Origin of the sequence: Microbacterium gilvum (genome assembly GCF_039543865.1) — a bacterium.
In the GTDB taxonomy this organism is placed as follows: Bacteria; Actinomycetota; Actinomycetes; order Actinomycetales; family Microbacteriaceae; genus Microbacterium; species Microbacterium gilvum.
Window position 1 is genome coordinate 115,041 of the sequence record NZ_BAABKO010000001.1, and the last position, 18,802, is coordinate 133,842.

The window sequence follows — 18,802 nt, forward strand, 5'->3', positions numbered from 1 at the left end:
GAGACGGGGCTGATTCGGACGCTCCCGCGGGCGCGTAGCGGTCCGGTGCCGGAGTGGCCGCTGTCGGATCCGACGGATCGTGAGGCGGCGGTGTGGGCGTCGTTGTGGTCGAAGCCGCAGGCGATCGTCTGGGAGGAGCAGGGCTCCGAGCGGCAGGTCGCCATGTATGTGCGGACATCGGTGGAGGCGGAGACGCCGGGCGCGACGGCGGCGCTGCGTGGTCTGCTGCTGAGGCAGGAGAACGACCTACTGCTGACGCATGCGGCGTTCCTGCGGGCGGGGCTGCGCATCACGATCACGGCGAGCACGGCGACGGCCGCGACGAGCGCCCCGACGGTCGATCCGAAGCGCCAGCGGATGCCGTCGGCGCGCGGAAGGCTGAGGGCTGTCGAAGATGTCGGAGACGCATGACTTCCTGATCGACTTCCCGACGCTGGGCTACCTGCAGGCCGACTGGGTCGCGTGGCACTGCCCGATCCCGGATGGCTTCCACAAGGGGCAGCCGTTCGTGCTGACGGATTGGCAGCTGTGGTGCACCGCGAACCATGGGCGGGTGCGGCCGGGCACGCCGTGGATCGAGGCGAACCCGATCAAGAACCAGGCGTTCACGAACCGACGCTCGCTCGTCGTCGGGCCGCAGAAGTACGGCAAGAGCCCGTGGGCGGCGTCGGAGGCGCTGCTGATGGGGCTCGGGCCGGACCTGTTCGCCGGGTGGGCGGAGGGCGGCGAGGTCTTCGACTGCCGCGACTACGGCTGCGGGTGCGGGTTCCTCTACGAGTACGAGCCCGGCGAGCCGATGGGCATGCCGTGGCCGACGCCGCTGGTGCAGCTGATGGCGTCCTCCGACGACCAGGTCGACAACACGTGGCAGCCGATGCTGTCGATGATCCGGAACGGGGTGCTCTCGGAGCGGGTGCGCGCGGGGGAGTCGTTCGTCCGCATCGGCGACGAGGGGCGCATCGACAAGGTGACGTCGAGCGCGCAGTCGCGCCTCGGTAACCCGACCACGGGCTTCATCCAGGACGAGACGGGCACGTACACGAAGTCGAACGGCCTCATCGCTGTCGCGCGCACGATGCGCCGTGGCACGTCGGTCATGGGTGGGCGTGGCATCGAGCTGACGAACGCGTGGGATCCGGGTGTGGAGTCGACGGCGCGGCAGACGTTCGAGTCGCGGGCGCCGGACATCTTCCGGTTCTTCCGGCAGCCGCCGGCGAACCTCTCGTACAAGAACAAGCGGGAGCGCCGCCAGATCCACGCGTACGTGTACGCCGGCGCGACGCACGTCGACCTCGCGTCCGTGGAGGCCGAGGCCGCCGAGCTCATGGAGACGGACCCGGCGGAAGCGGCGCGGTTCTACGGGAACAAGCTCGTGCGCGGTCAGGGCACCTGGCTGCCCGAGGGGATGTGGGAGGCCGCGTATGCCCGACCTCGAGTGGTTGCCCAATCCGCCTGATGGCACTCCGATCGGCGTCGGGTTCGACGGGTCGATCAACAACGACTGGACCGCGATCCGCGCGCAGACGATGGACGGCTACTCGTTCACGCCGCGGTGGGGGCCGTCGAACCTGGGCACGTGGTGGAACCCAGCCGAGCACGGCGGGCTGATCCCGCATAGCGAGGTCGACGTCGCGGTCGACGAGATCTTCGACCGGTTCCTCGTGGTGCGCATGTACTGCGACCCGGAGGACTGGGACACCGACATCGACCGGTGGCAGCTGCGGCATGGCGCGGAGCGCGTCATCGTCTGGCCGACGAACTCCGTGAACCGCATGTACCCCGAGATCCGCCGGTTCGAGGCGGACCTGCGTCAGGGGCTGATCACGCAGGACGGCTGTCCGCGTACGGCGCAGGCGATGGACAACGCGAGGAAGGTCGGCAAGCCCGGCCAGAAGTACATCCTCGGGAAGCCGAACGAGACCCAGAAGATCGACCTCGCGATGACGTCGATCCTCGCGAACGCGGCCGTCCGGGACGCGCTCGCCGGCGGTTGGACGCCGCCGAAACCACGAACGAAGGTGCGCGTCTGGCGCAGTTAGGAGGCAGACGTGACCGACCTCGACGACGCGCTGCGGCTCAACCGCAAGCTCACCCGCGAGCGGAAGACGCTCGAGCGGAACGACAACTACTTCGAGGGTGAGCAGCCCCTGAAGTTCGTCGCGCCGGTGCTCGAGCGCGAGCTCGGCTACCGGGTGTCGCCGATCGTGCTGAACCTCGCGCTCTTCGCCGTCGACGTCTACGACCACCGCCTCGACATCGAGGGCTTCCGTGTGCAGTCGACCGAGCGCACGACGATCGGCGCCGACGGCGCGTTCACGCGCGGCGTGATCGGGAACACGAGCGCCGACGTCGACGTGCGCGACGTCTGGCAGGAGAACGAGGGCCCGATGCTCTCGGAGCAGGTCCACCGCGAGGGGCTCGCGCTCGGCCGCGGTTACGCCATGGTCGGATCCGGGGAGACGAAGGACGACGCCCCGGTGCTCACCATCGAGTCGCCGTTCGACGCGATCCATGAGGACGATCCGCGCACGAAGCGCGTCGCGCGCGGCCTCAAGCGGTGGACGGAGCCCGACAACACGCGGTGGATGACGCTGCTCCGCGGCGACGGGAGCTCCGTCACCTGGCGTCGGAAGGGGTCCGAGTGGCAGGAGGAGGAGCAGACGCCGGAGAACGAGCAGCGCCTGTGCGCGCTCGTGCCGCTCGCGAACGACTACCGGATGCTCGGCCGGGCGCGCCCGGGGAAGTTCGACCAGAGGCTCGGCCGGTCCGTGTTCCACGCGATCATCTCCCCGCTCGACGCGCTCAACAAGTTCGCGTCCGACATGGTGATCAGCGGCGAGTTCCACGCGCTCCCGCGCCGCTGGGGCACGGGGCTGGGCACCGATGACTTCGTCGACGAAGCATCCGGCAAGGCCCTCGACACGTTCTCGATGATCGCCGGCCGCATGTGGGGCACGGAATCGGAGAAGGCGAAGTTCGGGCAGTTCCCCGAGGCGGATCTGTCCAACTTCCACAACACGATCAAGCTGCTGATGCAGCTGGTCGCGATGGAGCTCGGCCTGCCGGCGCATTACCTGCTGTTCCAGGGCGACAACCCGCCGTCGGCCGACGCGATCCGGTCGTCGGAGGCGCAGCTGGTGAAGCGCGCGGAGAGGAAGCAGAGCGCGCTCTCGACGCGGTGGGAGCAGGTGCAGCGGCTCGTGCTCATGGAACTCGGGCGGGGCGCCGACGCGCGCCCGAAGATGATCGAGACCACGTGGCGCGACCCGTCGACTCCGACGATCGCGCAGAAGGCGGACGCCATCGTGAAGCTCGTGCAGGCGAAGGACTCCTCGGGCCGGTCGATCCTCCCGATCGAGCAGGCGCGCGAGGATCTCGGCTACACGGACATCGAGCAGGAACGCATGCGGGACTGGGACCTGAACGCGGTCCAGGACGCGCAGATCGCCGCCGCCGGCCGGGAGCTGGACGATGCTGCCGCGGGCATCCGCTGAGCAGTACCGGGCGCAGCAGAAGGTCAGCACGACGACGGCGGGCGCCGTGTCGCGCCTGTGGAAGCGGATGGGCGACGACTTCGACGAGTCGTGGGAGCGCGTCGGCCCTCAGATGCTCGACGTCGTCGGGAAGGGCCGCCGCGCCGCGGTAGCCCAGGCTCTGCCGTACACGGGCGCGGTGCTCGCGGAGACGGGGCAGCGCGACGACGCGGTCGGAGTGCTCGACCCGGCACCGTTCCTGTCGTCGGCGCCCGACGGTCGTCCGGTCGAGTCGCTGCTCGGCGAGGCGGTCGTGAAGTCGAAGACCGCTGTCGGGCAGGGGCTGGGCGTCGGCGAGGCGCTCGCGGCCGCGGGGCGCTGGCTGACGATGGTGACGCTCACGCTCCTCGCGGACACACGCCGCGAGGTGTACGGCGCCGACATCGTGCAGCGCCCCACGCTGGCCGGCTACGTCCGCATGCTGAACCCGCCGAGCTGCGCGCGGTGCATCATCCTCGCGGGCCGCTGGTATCGGTGGAACACGGGCTTCGACCGGCATCCGCGGTGCGACTGCACGCACATCCCCGCCGCCGAGAACATCGCCGGCGACTTCCGCACCGACCCCTACGCGACGTTCAAGAGCATGTCCCGCGAGGAGCAGGACCGCGTCTTCGGGCGCATCCCGGCGCGCGCGATCCGCGACGGCGGCGACATCTACCGCGTGGTCAACCTGCAGCAGCGCGGCCTCGGCACGGCGCGCTCGGCACGCCTGTACGGGACACCGTCGCGCCTCACGGTCGACGACATCTACCGGCAGGCCGGCACCCGCACTCGCGCGATCCAGATGCTCGAGCGCGAGGGCTACATCACCGGGCCGCAGACCCCTGGCGGCAACCTCCTCGGCACCGGGCCGAGCGTCGCGGGCTTCGGCGCCCTCGGACGCGGCGGCACCCGACGCCGCGCGTCGAACGCGGTCCTCGACGCGAACGCGCGGGGCGAGCGTGACCTGCTGAACCGCGCGACGATGACGGCCGCCGAGCGGCGCCTCTACGACGCGCACTACCGCCTGCAGTTCGCTCGCCAGACCGGACGCATCCCGCGCTCGATCGGCGCGAACAGCGCCGACATCTACGCGAACCCGATCGTCGCGACGCCCGCAGCGATCGCCGAACTCGAGCGCGCGCTCGCCGTGCAGATGTCGGCGCTGCGCGACTCGCGCACACCCGACTCGGTGCGCCGCCTCGCGCGCGCCCTCGGGCTCATCTGACGGGCGGCGCCTGCACGACGCGGGCGCCGCCCCACCATCTCCCCGCCGACACGGCGGAAGCGCTACGCGAGCGTCTCGCGGTGCCCGACGGGGCTTAAACGGAGGCCGACGGGCCGTAAACGGAGAGGTCATATCCCCATGAAGCGCAACGCACTCGGTCAGCTCATCCCGGCCCTGCACATCTGCTCGTTCAACGACGATGCGGGGACGGGCGGCGGCGGTGGCGACAACGGCGCCGGCGGCAACGCCGGCGGCGAGTTCACACCACCCGCCAGCCAGGAGGAGCTCGACAGGCTGATCGCCGGTCGGGTGGCGCGCGCTGAGCGCAACGCCCGCGAGGACGAGCGCCGCAAGTTCACCGCGCAGCATCCGACCGGCAAGGACGACGACAAGAACGACGACGGCAAGCCCGCCGGCCTCACCGAGGACGACGTCGACAAGCGCATCGCCGATGCGCGGGCGGCGTGGGACCGGGAGAACGCGATCGAGCGCGCCGGCGACCGTCTCGATAAGGCGCTCGTGGGCCGCGTGTTCTCGGCGTCGATGCTGTTCAGCCTGGACCGCTCGCAGTTCGTCAAGGACGACGGGAAGACCGTCGACGACGCGGCGATCGCGGCGTGGGTGTCGTCGAACAGCACCGAGGCGAAGGCAGGTCCCTTCAACCGCCAGCGCGGTCAGGGGCAGCGCGGCTCGGACGCGAACGGCGGCAGCGTGCAGTCGGGTCGTGACCTCTTTCAGAGCGAGAACACCAAGCGAAAGGACTGATCATGCCCAAGCTCCAGACGGAGAACTTCGGCTCCGGTGACCAGACGTGGCTCGGCTCGACGCACGGCATCCGCAACGCGCGGACCGTGGTGCTCGACGTGAGCGCGTTCACCAAGGCAACGCACTACCCGGACGGGTACATCCCCTCCGGCACGCCCCTCGCGATCGTCGGCGGCCTGGCCGTCCCGTACGACCCGACCGTGGGCACCACGACCGGCGCGGGCATCCTCGCCGGACACCTCCTCACGGACCAGAAGGTCGTCGGCACGCAGGACTTCGGCGTGCCGCTCTTCGACCACGGTCGCGTGATCGCCGCGAAGGTCGCGGCCATCCTGTCCGCCTGGTCGTCCTTCGTCGCCCCCGCGGGCGCGAAGAACGGCTCCAACATCCTGTACGTCTGAGCGAAGGAGTAGGCCATGGCACTGTGGACCGACATCATCGATCCTGCTGAGCTGACCGGCTACGTCCGCGAGGCGCAGGAGGACTACGAGCGCCGGCAGGGCACCCTCGCCCGCTGGCTCCCGAACCGCGAGGTCGCCGACATCGTCGTGCGCTTCGTCATGGGGCAGCACGGCCTCGTCCCGGAGGCGAGCTACCGTGCGATCGACGCGGAGCCGGCAGTCGGTGGGCAGCCGACCGGCAAGCGTGTCGCGATCGAGCTGCCCGCGCTTTCCGAGGAGATCCCGGTCAGCGAGTACGACCAGCTCCGCAACCGGGGGGCCAGCGACGACCTCGTGCGCCGGTCGATCCTCTCGACCGCGCGCCGTGTCGTCCGTGCGATCTCGGACCGCGCTGAGCGCCTGCGCGGCGTCGTCATCAACACGGGCGTCGCGACGATCCCCGAGATCGGCGCCGCCGACAGCTTCGGACGCTCGGCGTCGCACGACGTCACCGCGCCGGAGCTGTGGAACGACCCGACGGTCGACCGCATCTCGTTCCTCGAGTCGATCCTCGACGTCTACGGTGAGACCGGCGCGGAGGCGGGAACGCTCCTGATGACGCGCCGCGTCTTCCGCGCGCTCGCGGCCGGCGACCAGTTCCGCACGATCCTCGTCGGCGGCGGCTCGCGCCCCGCGACTCAGGAGGAAGTGCGCACGGTGGTCTCGAACGCGGGCCTGCCCGAGATCGTCATCTTCAACCGCCGTACCGCAAAGGGCCGCGTCCTCGACGAGGACAAGCTCTTCCTGCTGCCTGCGCCGGTCGAGACGAACGACTGGGAGGGGACCGAGCTCGGCGCGACGTTCTGGGGTCAGACTCTGACGGCCACCGACGAGCGCTACGGCATCGAGGAGTCCGAGCAGCCGGGCATTGTCGCGGGCGTGTACCGCGGCGAGAAGCCCCCGATGATCGCCGAGGTCGTCGGGGACTCGCTCAACCTGCCCGTGCTCGCCAACGCGGACCTGTCCCTCGCGGCCACGGTCCTGTCCTGATCGAACGGAGGAGGGGAGCCGCTTCCGGGTGGCTCCCCTCCGTCACGTGAGGAGTAGAGCATGTCGAAGCTGAACACGACCGTCGTCCTGCAGGACCCCGCCCGCCGGACCGTCATTCTCGGGTCGGACTCCGAGATCCCCGAGTGGGCTGAGCGGGCGATCACCAACCCCGACGTCTGGGAGGAAGCTCCCGAGCGGGGCGATTGGCTCGAGGGCGACGACGACGGCGAGATCGTCGAGCTCGTCGGCGAGCCGGTCCGCGACGAGCGATTCGCAGAAGCGGAGCACGCCGTCCACGAGGCCGGGGTGTCGGAGGACGCTGCGGAGAGCGCGGCCCTCGCCGTGCTGGCGCTCGCTGAGGCGGGCTCGGTCAGCCTGGCTGAGGCGGCGGGTGCCGTCGCGGCCGCGCTCGGTGCCTTCGGACTCGCGAGCCAGGAAGGCACCGGCGAGCAGTCTGTGACCGAGGGCCAGCTGGCGGCGCCCCCGAAGAGCGGCAACGGCTCGAGCGCGGACGCGTGGCGCGCCTACGGTATCGCCGCGGCGGAGTTGCGCGGGCTGAACATCGAGATCCCCGAAGGCGCGAGCCGGAGCGAGATCGTCGAGGCGCTCGAGGGCGCCGGGATCCCGACGGAGTAGGCCGATGGCGTGGCCGATCGTCGAGGTCTCCGACCTCACGGATCGGGCGAAGCTCGATCCCGAGGACGAGGCGACCGCGCCGACCCGCATCCGGGACGCCGAGGCGATGCTGCGCAGCGCGCTGCGCGAGCGAGGCATCACGGACACGCCCACGTTCGACTCGGTCGACGAGCGGTCGGACTGGGAGAGCCGGTACGTCGCGGCCGTGGTCGAGGCGGTTCGCCGGTATTTCCTGAACGACGAGGGCTGGCTCGAGGAGCGCGACTCGATCGACGACTGGGATCGCACGCGCAGGCGTGACGCTGCCGTGTCGTCGGGGCGGCTCTACATCTCGGACGACGAGGCCGACGCGCTGGTGCCGCGGAAGCGGCGCCGGCGTGGCGCGTTCTCGATTGTCCTGGGCCGGTCGTGACGGGGGAGAGGGGGAGCGTATGGCTTCGGTCCTGTCTGTCCTGAGGGACGGTCGTCGGCTCGCTGAGGCGCGTATGACGGAGACCGTGCTCGTCGGGCGGTTCGTCGACGGCACCGACGAGGAGACGGGCAACGCGACGCGCGTGCTCGCCGAGGAACGCTACACCGGCATCGGCCGCGTGAAATACCCCTCGCTGACGGTGAGCGACACCTCGGCCGGGCTGCCGGTCGCGGAGCAGCAGCTCACGGTCAGCATCCCGTCGGGGTCGCCACAGTGCTTCGAGGGTGACGACGTCGTGGTGTCGGCGTCGGCGGTGGACGGGCTTCTCGTCGGCCGTCGGTTCCGCATCACGGGGGAGCCGCAGTCGGGGCAGACGACAGCGCACCGCTACCCGGTCCGGGAGTTGACGTGAGTGGCGCGGCCGAGCTGTACGAGCTCGCCGCCGACCTCACGGCGGCTCCCGCCGAGGCGCGGAAGAACGTCGTCAAGGCGACCCAGGTCTCGGCGCACCACATCAAGGACGACTGGCGCCAGGGCGCGGAACGCACCGGCCTCGAGGGGTACGCCGCGAAGATCGACTACGACCTCGAGGACGCCGGCACGGAGGTCTCCGCGGAGATCGGCCCGCAGCTCGGCGGACAGGGGTCGCTCGGTCTCGTGGAGGACGCCCCCGGCGGTGTCCAGTCGGCGCCGCAGCACGCCGGCCGCGACGCGCTCGAAGCGAACGAGAACGACTACGTGCGCGGTCTCGAGATCGCCGTGTTCGACGCCATCGCGGAGACCTGATGCTGCGCGCGCACCTGGCGGCGTTGCGCGCCGTACTCGAGGCTGTCGCGCTCCTGGCGGGGAAGCTGCACACCGCCGTGCGCACGACGACTGACGGCGTGCTCGTCCGCGAGAACTACCTCGTCGTGACGCCCACGATGCCGGCCGTCCGCGCGAACCGGCACACGGCCCGGCAGCGCATCGACGGTCGCAGCCGGTGGCGATTCGACGTCCGTGTCGTCGCGGTCACGTCCGACGGCGTGCTGCTACTCACGGACGCCGTGCGCAGCGCCGTCGGCGCCGTGCCCGTCGTCGCGGGCAGAGCCTGCACGGCGATCACGGTCGTCGACCCGGTCGAGGACGGCCGGGTCATCCACGACCGGACCTCGGACCTCTACTACCTCGATCTCACGCTCGAGTTCTGGTCCGGCGGTCTCTGACCATCCATCCATCGAAGGCCCGCATCCCGTTCCGGGGGCGGGCCTTTCTCATGCCCGAAGGAGACGGCATGTCTTTCATCCGAGTCCGCTCGACGAGCGGCGCCAAGCACGAGTTCGACGCCCCGCAGGGGCTCGTCGAGCGCTTCCCCGACGACTACGAGGTGGTCGACAAGAAGCCCGTCGACGAGCCGCGCCCGATCAAGTACGTCACCGCCGACAAGGCGGAGGACGCCGCCGCGGACGAGTCCGCTGCTGCAGCCGAGGCGACCGCCTACGGCTCCACCTCTCGCGGTCGCAAGGCCGCCGACTCGAAGGAGTAACCCATGGCCGAAGAGGCGGTCCAGAACGGCACGGTCAGCGACGGCAACGGCATCGTCCTGTGGGTGCCGGCCATCGCGAACCCGCTCGCCCCGACCCCGGCGGAGCTCAACGCCGCCGGTGTGAAGAAGCTGACTTACGGCATCACCGGCGACGGCTTCCAGCACGGCACGACGTTCGCTGTCGTCACGAAGTCGCGCTACACGCTGGCGCAGGCGCTCGAGGACGAGGGCGTCGCGACCGACACGCTCGAGATCACGTACGTGTACAACCGCACGACCCCGACGGTCGCGGAGCTCGCGCTCGGCGTGAAGGGCGCGACGGGCTTCATCGTCCACGTCCTCGGCTACGAGAACGGGCACGTGTTCGTCGCGACGGACAAGATCAACGCGATCCTGCCCGTGAAGCTCGGCACGTCGCGCGATGTCCCGCCGACGGCGAACGGCGAGCTCGCGAAGATCGTGAAGGCCAACGTGACGGGCATCGTCCGTCGCGAGGTCGCGGTCGCGGCCTGATCCATCCCCGGGGCGGGACCGTTCGCGGTCCCGCCCCTTCTCCGTCCGTACCGCATCACCCGGGAAGGTGACCATGACCTCCGACATGACTCTCGACGAGCTCGTCGAGCACGCGCGCGCCTACGTCGCGGAGCCGAACTACGTCGACCAGCCCATCCTGGTCGGCGAGAAGCTCGTGACCGCCCGCATCCACAAGCTCCCCGGCGACGCCTGGCGCGACCTGATCGCCAAGCACCCGCCTCGCGCCGGCGCGCTGATCGACGCCCGCCGGAACTACAACGTCACCGCCGTGACGAAGGCGTACCCCCACGTCGCGCTCATCCTCGAGGACGGCACCGAGATCGACGCCAGCCCGCGCTGGAGTGAGATCGCTGGTGCGCTCGATGGCCCCGACCTCGAGAACCTCGAGTTCGCCGTGTGGGGGAAGAACGAGTACGACCAGCAGGAGCGCCTGCAGGGAAAAGTCCGAGCGCGCGAGACCTCGAAGAAGCCGAGCTCGCGCGAGAGCTCGGAGTCACCGTCCGAGAGCTGAACGGGTGGACGCCGGCGGCGGTGACCGTCGACGGCACCGGGGCGGTGCTGAGCGTGACCGTCAGCCAGTCCCGCTTCCGGCCGGGCGACGTCGAGCTGCTGCTCGAGTCCCGGCGCGCTGAGCGCGAGCCGCGCGGCTCGCACGGGCACCCGCTGACGCTCGCCACGGACCCGACGACGCGCGGCCGGTGGGTCGTGCCCGCGCCGACGGAGGACTACGCCCAGACGGCGCTCAACCGGGCGCAGAAGGACTACCGGGAGAAGTACCCCGACTTCGACATGGACTCGTACCTGTGGTCGGTCGAACTTCCCGACGAGCAGTAGCCGTCAGCGGCGTTCGCGGCGGTCCCTGATCCACAGCACCAGACCGGTGCCGAGGAGCACGAACGCAGCGAGAAGCGCGACGTCGCCGAAGCCAGCGAGCGGGTGCTCATGCCCGTGCTCCGCGCGGATCGAGATGCTGATCAGCCCGAGCACGAGCGCGGCGCTGCCACCGACCAGCCACCAGTTCGTCGTCTTCACACGCCGACTCTATCCACTGCTCGGCGCGCACGCCGAGCCTGCCCCCTCTCCGAAGGCCCCCGACACCGGGGGCCTTCGGCGTGAAAGGAGCCCGCCATGTCCGAGCGTGTCGTCAGGGTCCGCCTCTCCGCGCAGGTCGCCGAGTACGAAGCCGGGATGAAGCGAGCCGCGCAGGCCACGCGCGAGACCGGCACGGAGGCGGAGAAGCTCGCTCAGAAGCGACAGGCGTTCGAGACGGTCGGCCGCTACGCGCTCGGCATGGGCACCACGATGGCCGCCGGCATGGCGATCGCGATCGCGAAGTACGCCGAGTTCGACCAGGCCATGTCGTACGTGCAGGCGGCCACGCACGAGACCGCCGACAGCATGAACGCGCTGCGGGAGGCCGCGCTGGACGCCGGCGCCCGCACGGTGTTCTCCGCCACCGAAGCCGCGAACGCCATCGAGGAGCTCGCGAAGGCGGGCGTCTCGACGAAGGACATCCTCGGCGGCGGCCTGAACGGCGCCCTCGACCTCGCCGCGGCGGGCGGGCTCGGCGTCGCGGACGCCGCGGGCATCGCGGCCACCGCGATCCAGACGTTCAACCTGCAGGGCTCTGACATGAGCCACGTCGCCGACCTCCTCGCCGCCGGCGCGGGCAAGGCCATGGGCGACGTGACCGACATGGCTCAGGCTCTCAACCAGGCGGGCCTCGTCGCGAACCAGACTGGGCTCAGCATCGAGGAGACCACGGCCGGTCTCGCGGCGTTCGCGCAGCAGGGCCTGCTCGGCTCCGACGCGGGCACCTCGTTCAAGTCCATGCTGCAGTCGCTCAACCCGTCGTCGCGCGAGGCCGCCGAGCTCATGGACAGGTACAACCTGTCCGCGTACGACGCGCAGGGCAACTTCGTCGGCCTCGCCGAGTACGCCGGCAAGCTCAAGGCCGGGCTCTCGGACCTCTCCGTCGAGCAGCAGAACGCCACGCTGAAGACGATCTTCGGCAGCGACGCCGTGCGCGCCGCGTCGGTTCTCTACAGCGAGGGCGCCGAGGGCATCCAGGAGTGGACGGCCGCCGTCGACGACCAGGGCTTCGCCGCGGAGACGGCCGCGATGCGGCTCGACAACCTCAAGGGCGACTGGGAGGGCTTCACGGGAGCGCTCGACACCGCTCTCATCTCGATGGGCGAGGGCGCGGACGGGCCGCTGCGGTTCCTGACGCAGTCCGCGACGGAACTCGTCGACAAGTTCAACGAGCTCCCCGCATGGGCGCAGCAGGCGATCGGCCTTATCGGCGGCGTCGGCGCCGCGGCGGCCACCGCGGCCGGCCTGTTCCTCACGGGCGCTCCGAAGATCGTCGAGTACAAGCTCGCGATCGAGGAGCTCGGGCCTGTCGCGCAGCGCACGAGCCGGATCGTGGGCGCGGCGATGAAGGGTCTCGGCGTCGCCGCGATCGTCATCGCGAGCGCGACGGCACTCGACACGCTCCAGGACAGCCTCGCTGGGACCGAGGCGACGACCGTCGAACTCGCGAACGCGCTCAAGACTGCCGGCATCGAGGAGACGCTGCGCACGCTCACGCAGGGCATCTCGGGCAACGGCATGGACACCGGGGAGAGCATCTTCTCCAAGGTGACCGAGGAGGCCTCCGCGCTCGGGGACATGCTCGACAACCTCGCCACGACGTGGGACACACGCGGCTTCGTGCTCAGCCAGTTCTACGACTGGGTCGATGGCAACGTCGAGCCGACGGACGCGCTGCGTGACGCGCTCGACAACCTCGGCGAGGCGCTGTCGAGCATGCCGCTCGACGACGCCGTCGGATCGCTCGCGAAGCTGCGGGAGGCGTACGACCTCACCGACGAGCAGATGTCGGTCATCATCGAGAACTCGGGTCCGTTCCGTGACCAGCTGATCGCGATCGCGGACGAGCTCGGCATCGAGGGTGACGCGGCAACGCTGCTTTCCATCGCCATGGGCGAGATCAAGCCCGCCTCCGACGAAGCGTCGGAGGGTATGGAGGCCGTGAACGCGGCGGCCGAGGCTGGCGAGGAGCAGCTGCAGGCGTACAAGGACGCGCTCGACGCGATCGCCGCTTCGGCGCTCGAGATGGGCGACGCGAAGGACGCCGCGCAGAGCGCGCTGAACGCCCTCACGGAGGCGGCGAAGGCCGAGGGCGTCACGCTCGACGGCACGAACGACGCCTCGATCAAGCTCCGCGACTCGCTGCGTGAGGTCGAGACCTCTCACCGCGACGCCGCCGAGGCGATGATCGCGAACGGCGAAGGCGCGGACGCCGCGACCGACGCCTACCTGCGTAGCCGTGAGGCCGTGCTGGACACCATCCAGCCGTACTTCGAGTCGCGCGAGGCTGCTGCGCAGTGGGCGGACGAGAACCTCGGCGCGGCCGAGGACGTCGTCTACGGGCTGGGGCTCATCCAGGACGCGACGGGCGAGGTCATCACCCGGTTCGACCAGGTGCCGGCCGTCGTCGAGACGAGGCTCGAGGACGGGCAGACGATCACGGACACGGATCGTCGAGCGCTTGAGCTGATCTCGACTCTCGCGTCCGTCCCGGGGCACACGACGACCATCGTCGACGACCCGACCACGGCCGCCGTCATCCAGCGGATGAAGGATCTCGGCTTCAACGTCGAGCACCTCCCCGACGGGACGGTCACGGTCACGTCCTCCGGCGTCGACCAGGTGCAGGCCGCGATCAACTCGATCGATTACGACCGCCAGGTCTACATCGACGTCATGTATCGGTTCAACGACCCGGTGACGCCGCCTGGCAGCTTCGGCGGGTCGATCGGCTATCAGGGTGCGAACGGCATGCTCCCCGGCTTCATGGAGGGCCAGGCGTTCGCGAACGGTGGCCTCCCGATGAAGGGCCTGCCGACCGGCGTGTACGCCGGCCGGCCGCAGGCGATCTACAAGTTCGCCGAGCAGGAGACGCGCTGGGAGGCGTTCATCTCCGGCAAGCGCGGGCAGGAGCAGCGCAACCGCGAGATCACGAAGGAAGCCGCGTTCCGCCTCGGCGGGACGGCGTACTTCCCGGAGGATGCGCGCGCGTTCGCCGACGGCGGGATTCTCAACACGCAGAAGGCGTACGACCGTGCCGTGCAGCACGAGTACGACCAGTGGCGACAGTGGATGACGTCGCAGGGCCAGGCCGACGCGCACCCGGACGCGGACTGGATGCAGGAGCGCGCGGACGGCTGGAAGAAGCGCTGGCAGGACGCCGAGCAGGAGCGGAAGTCGCTCGAGCAGGAGCTCGCGTCGGCGAAGGACCGGCTCGTGTCCGAGCAGACCGACTGGTACGAATCCCTGCGGTGGGGCGACCCGCAGCAGGCGGGTATCAGCGGCGGCGGCCGTGGGCTGGTGAACCAGCTGCGCGACGCCGCGGCCGATACCGGCGGGCGCACGGGCGCGGAGATGAACCGGCGGGCGGACGCGTCGGAGGAGGTGTTCAGGCGGCTCGAGGCCGCCGCGGAGAAGGCCGACGACGCGCTCGCGGCCGCGCAGGATCGTGCGCAGGAGCGGGAGCGCGCCGCGCAGGAGAAGTCGGACAAGCTGCTCGACACGGCGCAGGAGCGCGCGGACACGCGGGCGAAGAAGGCGCAGGCGAAGTCGGACAAGCTCCTCGACGACGCCGAGGACCGTGCGGAGAAGCGGACCAAGGGTGCGCAGGCGCGGTCGGACAAGCTGCTGGACGAGGCCGAGGCACGCGCGGAGAAGCGCTCGAAGGCGGCGCAGGCGAAGGCCGATGCGCTGCTGGACGCCGCGGAGAAGCGCCAGAAGAGCCGGAACGAGAAGGCCGAGAAGTCGGCCGCGGCGGTCATCGAGAAGGCGACGGCCGCGGCGTCGAAGTCGGTGCAGAAGGTCACGGACAAGTGGGCGGCTCGGCTCGACGTCATCACGGGCAAGCTCGATGAGCTGCGATCGGCGTCGCAGCAGATGGCGTCGTCGATCTCGAACGCGGTGCGGGGGTTCTACAACCTCGGCGCCATGGGGCAGGCGACGTCGACGACGAAGACGGTGACGGAGCGGGCGACGCAGACGGTGGGCGGCTTCACGCTGAACACCGCGCAGACGCGCGAGGTCACGACGGAGACACCGGTCACGTCGAAGTCGATCAAGGGCCAGTTCGCGAAGGCAGCGGCGGGGATCAAGGCGTTCTCGTCGAAGCTCTCCCGGCTGGCGAAGAAGGGGATCGCGCCGGCGTTGCTGGCGGAGATCGCGTCGCTCGGGGTTGAGAACGGCACGCCCATCGTGGATGCGCTGCTCACGGCGACGGCGGGCGAGATCAAGGCGATCAACTCCTCGTACGCACAGATCGGGAAGTTCTCGGACGCGGCGGGTGAGACCGCGGCGGACGCGAACTACAAGGCGATCATCGCGGCGACGGAGAAGCAGCTGCGCGCGGCGGAGAAGGCGTCGAAGGCGGAGATCTCGGCGGCAGAGAAGCGGGCACGGCAGGCCATCCAGGCCGCGAACCAGCGCGCGAAGGAGATCCGCCAGGAGGCCGCGAAGATCGGCCGCCAGGAGGTCGCTGAGGCGAAGGCGCAGGGCAAGGCTCTGCGGGACCAGGCGTCGCGCATCAACCGTGAGCAGATCGCGGAAGCGAAGACGCAGGGGAAGGCGATCCGGGACGCGGCGGCGAAGAAGTCGAAGGAGGAGATCGACGCCGCGAAGGCCCAGGGGCGCGCGATCCGCGACGCCGCGGCGAGGAAGTCCAAAGACGAGGTCGACGAGGCCAAGGCACAGGGGAAGGCCCTGCGCGAGGCCGCGAAGAAGCGTTCCGAGGAGGAGATCGCGGCGGCGAAGAAGGACCGCGAGGCGATCACCGCGAAGCTCCGCGAGGAGACGAACCGGGTGATCGAGGCGATCTCGAAGGGCCTCGGGAACCCGTGGGGTGCTGAGGCGCAGAAGCGCGCTGGCGGTGGCCGTGTGCTGGGGCCGGGTGGTCCGAAGGACGACAAGGTCGCGGCGTGGCTGTCGAACGACGAGCACGTGCTCGAGACGGAGGTCGTGCGTGCCATGGGCGGTCACGATGCCGTCGATGAGTGGCGTGCGGCGATGCGGTCCGGGCAGGTTGCCCGGCTCGCGAACGGGGGACGCGCGACGCGCACCCTCGTGCCCACGGCGCGGGAGTACCGCGGCGTCGGTCGCGCTGAACCCGGCGCGACGTACATCGATCGGTCGACGACCACGGTCGCGCTCGTCGCGCGCCCGGATGAGTCGGCGACGTCGCAGGCGCGGCGTGCCGTGCGTGTGATCGACGCGAAGAACCGGAAGAAGGGAACACGTCGATGACGGTCGAGTTCATCCTGAGGAGCAACACCCGGAACGTCACGGGCATCATCCTCGAGACGACGGGACTCTCGTCGGCGTACAAGTTCGCTTCGGATCCGCAGGGCCTGGGGTTCGCCCCGGTCCTGCGGACCTGGGCGGAGTCGCCGGCGGGCGGGAAGGTGCTGAAGTCGTCGCGGCTGTCGTCGCAGGAGATCGTGCTGCCTGTCGAGGTCACCGGGACGTCTCGGCGCGACGTCGAGCGGAAGCTCAGCGACCTCGCGTGGATCCTCGACGCGCCCGACGCCGAGCTGATCGCGGTGTACCCGGCCGACGGCGCCGATCCGGCGTCGTCGCGTGTGCTGTCCGTCGTGTGGGAAGGCGGGCTGGAGAACCTCTACGTCACGGCGGAGGGCCCGAACTCCGTGACGGTCGAGATCGACCTCGTCGCGCCGACGGGCTACTGGGTGGGCGACACGAAGGCGGAGGCGGGCGGCACGACGCACTTCCGCACGCTCGTCGCGAACGCGGGTGACCTGCGGGCGCCTGTGCAGATCGTGTGGCCCGACGGCGTCGGGACCGGCGCCTCGCGGGGCCACCGGCTGTACAACCCGGGCGGGCAGGTCGTATCGACCTTCACGCTCGGCCCGTCGTCCTCGTACCGCGAGCTCACGTACACGCCGAACATCGGGTGGCAGTTCTTCGGGCCCGATCGCGTGGAACGGCCGGCGGAGATCCTGTCGGTCACGTACGGCGTGTCTCGGTTCCCGTGGGTGCCGGCGCGGGCTGAGGCGGGCTACTACATCAATCGCGACTCCGCGGGCGGGTCGCAGCTGTGGCAGTGCCGCATCATCGAGCGCTGGCGGGGGGTCCGATGAACATCGACGACTTCTCGGTAGCGGTGCTCGACAAGACGCTGACGGTCGTCGCGTACGTCGACCCGATGCTGCTCCCTGGGAGCGTCTGGGCACCGCGGAAGAACGCCGTCGGGGCCTGGCAGATGACGCTCCCGGAGTACCTCGCCGACGGCACCCCGGTGCTCGCGACGGCGAAGCTCCTCGAGCCAGGGTCCCGCCTCGTCGTCATGCACACGTCCTCGAACGTGTGGCCGTTCATCCAGGGCCCGACCGTCGGTAGAGAGAAGACGATCACCTCCGAGAACCCGGCGGGGGAGTGGACCTTCACCGGCAAGAGCGAGCTGTCGATCGTCGACGGCGGGCTCATCTACCCGTCGCCGGACGTGAGCGCAGCGGCGCAGCAGCCCGGCAAGAGGTACAAGTACTCGGGGATCCCCGCCGAGACCGCGGTGCTCACGATGATCCGGAACCAGCTGTACACGTTCCCGTATCGGCGCGTCGGGATCCGCGAGCGTCTGTCGTTCGCAACGACGGCCGGCCGTGGGCCGGTGGTATCGATCGACGAGCGCTTCTCCAACATGCTCACGGTGGTCCAGCGGCTCCTCGCCGACACCAACCTCATCCTGCGCATCGAGCGGCAGGGGACGAACCTCCATGTCCGCATCGTCGAGGGCGGCGACTACCGCGCGGTCACGAAGTGGGACCTGGAGAACGGCCAGCTATCCGAGGAGCGCACTCGGGTCGACGCGCCGTCGGTGACGACGATCGTGAACGAGACCGAGGGCGTCGTCGTCGAGCTCCTGAACAACGCCGCGATCACGGACGGCTGGGATCCGCAGGACATGTACATGTCGACCGGGGCTGACCTGGTCACCGCGACGACGGCCGCGAACGAGCAGCTGCTGGCGGGCGCCGCGCAGTCGGGCTTTTCCGTCGTTCCTCGAGACGACATCTCGGGCCTGCTGCCGGAGATGCTCGGCGGGACGATCTCGGTCGTCACGGGCGACGTCGTGCGCGACGCCGTGCTGAACGAGCTCATCGTGTCGGTGTCGGGCGACGGCGTGCACGTCTCGGCGACGATCGGGAACCCCGACGGCACCGACTGGGAGGGCATGACGAACGCGGCCGTCGTCGACCTCTCGTCTCGGGTCGAGGCGCTCGAGCAGCGCCCCGCGCTGTCGGACTCGGTCCGGCAGCCGTTCTCCCCGGTGTTCACGACCGGGCTGACGCTCGGGAACGGTACGGCCGTCGGCGAGTACTGGGTCTCCGGCGGACACGCGCACGCGCGCGTTCGTGCGGTGCTCGGCTCGACGTCGGTCGTCGACGGCGACATCGCGGTGGCGCTGCCGATCGAGAGGCTCTCGACGGATGTCCTCTGGGACGGGCGCGGGCGCGCGGTCGACTCGTCCGTCGGCGTCACGTCGGGCTCAGCGAAGCTCACCGTCGGCGTGCAGCAGACGCAGGCGCTCCTGCGCTGGGAAGACCCCTCCACCACGTACACGCGGATCCGCCTGTGCGCCGCGACGCTCCCGTTCGCCTGGGCGACCGGCGACTACATCGAGGCCCGCTTCGACTGGCCACTGACCTGATCGGAGATCCC

At 70.3% G+C, this 18,802-nt stretch carries 21 protein-coding genes; 20 read left to right on the forward strand and 1 reads right to left on the reverse strand.

Annotated elements, in window-relative coordinates:
• Positions 1-45: 45 nt before the first annotated feature.
• From ABD998_RS00595 to ABD998_RS00675, 17 genes are all read left to right on the forward strand, one after another.
• Complete coding sequence (locus ABD998_RS00595; protein WP_345434860.1) at positions 46-411, forward strand: hypothetical protein; 366 nt, start codon at positions 46-48, stop codon at positions 409-411.
• The gene (locus ABD998_RS00600) at positions 395-1,456 is read left to right on the forward strand and encodes a terminase (RefSeq protein ID WP_345434862.1); all 1,062 of its coding nucleotides are present in this window, start codon (positions 395-397) and stop codon (positions 1,454-1,456) included. The genes ABD998_RS00595 and ABD998_RS00600 overlap by 17 nt, the downstream gene beginning before the upstream one ends.
• Positions 1,422-2,039, forward strand: a complete 618-nt coding sequence (locus ABD998_RS00605; RefSeq protein WP_345434864.1) for a terminase — start codon at positions 1,422-1,424, stop codon at positions 2,037-2,039. Before ABD998_RS00600 ends, ABD998_RS00605 begins: the two co-directional genes overlap by 35 nt.
• A 9-nt stretch (positions 2,040-2,048) precedes the next feature.
• The gene (locus ABD998_RS00610; protein ID WP_345434866.1) at positions 2,049-3,494 is read left to right on the forward strand and encodes a phage portal protein; all 1,446 of its coding nucleotides are present in this window, start codon (positions 2,049-2,051) and stop codon (positions 3,492-3,494) included.
• Entirely contained in the window at positions 3,472-4,740 is a 1,269-nt protein-coding gene (locus ABD998_RS00615) for a hypothetical protein (RefSeq protein WP_345434868.1), read from the forward strand. The genes ABD998_RS00610 and ABD998_RS00615 overlap by 23 nt, the downstream gene beginning before the upstream one ends.
• Positions 4,741-4,878: 138 nt before the next feature.
• Positions 4,879-5,505 (forward strand): hypothetical protein, encoded by a 627-nt coding sequence (locus ABD998_RS00620; protein WP_345434870.1) that lies wholly within the window; start codon positions 4,879-4,881, stop codon positions 5,503-5,505.
• A 2-nt stretch (positions 5,506-5,507) separates the two neighbouring features.
• Positions 5,508-5,906: a head decoration protein gene (locus ABD998_RS00625; protein WP_345434872.1), complete on the forward strand. Its 399-nt coding sequence runs from the start codon at positions 5,508-5,510 to the stop codon at positions 5,904-5,906.
• A gap of 15 nt (positions 5,907-5,921) precedes the next feature.
• Positions 5,922-6,935 carry a major capsid protein gene (locus tag ABD998_RS00630; RefSeq protein ID WP_345434874.1) on the forward strand — a complete coding sequence of 338 codons (1,014 nt, stop codon included), beginning with the start codon at positions 5,922-5,924 and terminating at the stop codon, positions 6,933-6,935.
• Positions 6,936-6,995: 60 nt separating this feature from the next.
• Positions 6,996-7,571 (forward strand): hypothetical protein, encoded by a 576-nt coding sequence (locus ABD998_RS00635; RefSeq protein ID WP_345434876.1) that lies wholly within the window; start codon positions 6,996-6,998, stop codon positions 7,569-7,571.
• Positions 7,572-7,575: 4 nt separating this feature from the next.
• On the forward strand, positions 7,576-7,983 hold the full coding sequence (locus tag ABD998_RS00640; protein WP_345434878.1) for a hypothetical protein: 408 nt from the start codon (positions 7,576-7,578) through the stop codon (positions 7,981-7,983).
• 19 nt (positions 7,984-8,002) lie between these two features.
• Complete coding sequence (locus ABD998_RS00645) at positions 8,003-8,395, forward strand: DUF6093 family protein (RefSeq protein ID WP_345434880.1); 393 nt, start codon at positions 8,003-8,005, stop codon at positions 8,393-8,395.
• The gene (locus tag ABD998_RS00650; protein ID WP_345434883.1) at positions 8,392-8,769 is read left to right on the forward strand and encodes a hypothetical protein; all 378 of its coding nucleotides are present in this window, start codon (positions 8,392-8,394) and stop codon (positions 8,767-8,769) included. Before ABD998_RS00645 ends, ABD998_RS00650 begins: the two co-directional genes overlap by 4 nt.
• Positions 8,769-9,188: a hypothetical protein gene (locus ABD998_RS00655; protein WP_345434885.1), complete on the forward strand. Its 420-nt coding sequence runs from the start codon at positions 8,769-8,771 to the stop codon at positions 9,186-9,188. The genes ABD998_RS00650 and ABD998_RS00655 overlap by 1 nt, the downstream gene beginning before the upstream one ends.
• Positions 9,189-9,256: 68 nt before the next feature.
• Positions 9,257-9,508 (forward strand): hypothetical protein, encoded by a 252-nt coding sequence (locus ABD998_RS00660; RefSeq protein ID WP_345434887.1) that lies wholly within the window; start codon positions 9,257-9,259, stop codon positions 9,506-9,508.
• A 3-nt stretch (positions 9,509-9,511) separates the two neighbouring features.
• Positions 9,512-10,021: a phage tail tube protein gene (locus tag ABD998_RS00665; RefSeq protein WP_345434889.1), complete on the forward strand. Its 510-nt coding sequence runs from the start codon at positions 9,512-9,514 to the stop codon at positions 10,019-10,021.
• A 73-nt stretch (positions 10,022-10,094) separates the two neighbouring features.
• Positions 10,095-10,553 carry a hypothetical protein gene (locus tag ABD998_RS00670; RefSeq protein WP_345434891.1) on the forward strand — a complete coding sequence of 153 codons (459 nt, stop codon included), beginning with the start codon at positions 10,095-10,097 and terminating at the stop codon, positions 10,551-10,553.
• Positions 10,554-10,573: 20 nt separating this feature from the next.
• Positions 10,574-10,876 (forward strand): hypothetical protein, encoded by a 303-nt coding sequence (locus ABD998_RS00675; protein ID WP_345434892.1) that lies wholly within the window; start codon positions 10,574-10,576, stop codon positions 10,874-10,876.
• A 3-nt stretch (positions 10,877-10,879) separates the two neighbouring features.
• On the opposite strand, the gene ABD998_RS00680 is transcribed toward ABD998_RS00675, so the two are convergent.
• Positions 10,880-11,074 (reverse strand): hypothetical protein, encoded by a 195-nt coding sequence (locus tag ABD998_RS00680; RefSeq protein ID WP_345434894.1) that lies wholly within the window; start codon positions 11,072-11,074, stop codon positions 10,880-10,882.
• Between the two features lie 96 nt (positions 11,075-11,170).
• On the opposite strand from ABD998_RS00680, the gene ABD998_RS00685 reads away from it, so the two are divergent.
• Genes ABD998_RS00685 through ABD998_RS00695 form a run of 3 tightly spaced genes read left to right on the forward strand, consistent with a single transcriptional unit; the run spans position 11,171 to position 18,791 of the window.
• A complete protein-coding gene (locus ABD998_RS00685; protein WP_345434896.1) occupies positions 11,171-16,369 on the forward strand; it encodes a phage tail tape measure protein in 5,199 nt (1,732 codons plus the stop codon).
• Positions 16,366-17,223, forward strand: a complete 858-nt coding sequence (locus tag ABD998_RS00690) for a hypothetical protein (RefSeq protein WP_345434898.1) — start codon at positions 16,366-16,368, stop codon at positions 17,221-17,223. The genes ABD998_RS00685 and ABD998_RS00690 overlap by 4 nt, the downstream gene beginning before the upstream one ends.
• Positions 17,220-18,791 carry a Gp37-like protein gene (locus tag ABD998_RS00695; RefSeq protein ID WP_345434900.1) on the forward strand — a complete coding sequence of 524 codons (1,572 nt, stop codon included), beginning with the start codon at positions 17,220-17,222 and terminating at the stop codon, positions 18,789-18,791. The genes ABD998_RS00690 and ABD998_RS00695 overlap by 4 nt, the downstream gene beginning before the upstream one ends.
• The last annotated feature ends 11 nt before the right edge of the window (positions 18,792-18,802 follow it).

Bases quoted from the DNA above. Each gene is read 5' to 3' on its own strand.
- ABD998_RS00600 (WP_345434862.1), top strand. From the start codon at position 395: ATGTCGGAGACGCATGACTTCCTGATCGACTTCCCGACGCTGGGCTAC.
- ABD998_RS00605 (WP_345434864.1), top strand. From the start codon at position 1,422: ATGCCCGACCTCGAGTGGTTGCCCAATCCGCCTGATGGCACTCCGATC.
- ABD998_RS00615 (WP_345434868.1), top strand. From the start codon at position 3,472: ATGCTGCCGCGGGCATCCGCTGAGCAGTACCGGGCGCAGCAGAAGGTC.
- ABD998_RS00620 (WP_345434870.1), top strand. From the start codon at position 4,879: ATGAAGCGCAACGCACTCGGTCAGCTCATCCCGGCCCTGCACATCTGC.
- ABD998_RS00625 (WP_345434872.1), top strand. From the start codon at position 5,508: ATGCCCAAGCTCCAGACGGAGAACTTCGGCTCCGGTGACCAGACGTGG.
- ABD998_RS00630 (WP_345434874.1), top strand. From the start codon at position 5,922: ATGGCACTGTGGACCGACATCATCGATCCTGCTGAGCTGACCGGCTAC.
- ABD998_RS00635 (WP_345434876.1), top strand. From the start codon at position 6,996: ATGTCGAAGCTGAACACGACCGTCGTCCTGCAGGACCCCGCCCGCCGG.
- ABD998_RS00640 (WP_345434878.1), top strand. From the start codon at position 7,576: ATGGCGTGGCCGATCGTCGAGGTCTCCGACCTCACGGATCGGGCGAAG.
- ABD998_RS00645 (WP_345434880.1), top strand. From the start codon at position 8,003: ATGGCTTCGGTCCTGTCTGTCCTGAGGGACGGTCGTCGGCTCGCTGAG.
- ABD998_RS00655 (WP_345434885.1), top strand. From the start codon at position 8,769: ATGCTGCGCGCGCACCTGGCGGCGTTGCGCGCCGTACTCGAGGCTGTC.
- ABD998_RS00660 (WP_345434887.1), top strand. From the start codon at position 9,257: ATGTCTTTCATCCGAGTCCGCTCGACGAGCGGCGCCAAGCACGAGTTC.
- ABD998_RS00665 (WP_345434889.1), top strand. From the start codon at position 9,512: ATGGCCGAAGAGGCGGTCCAGAACGGCACGGTCAGCGACGGCAACGGC.
- ABD998_RS00670 (WP_345434891.1), top strand. From the start codon at position 10,095: ATGACCTCCGACATGACTCTCGACGAGCTCGTCGAGCACGCGCGCGCC.
- ABD998_RS00685 (WP_345434896.1), top strand. From the start codon at position 11,171: ATGTCCGAGCGTGTCGTCAGGGTCCGCCTCTCCGCGCAGGTCGCCGAG.
- ABD998_RS00690 (WP_345434898.1), top strand. From the start codon at position 16,366: ATGACGGTCGAGTTCATCCTGAGGAGCAACACCCGGAACGTCACGGGC.
- ABD998_RS00695 (WP_345434900.1), top strand. From the start codon at position 17,220: ATGAACATCGACGACTTCTCGGTAGCGGTGCTCGACAAGACGCTGACG.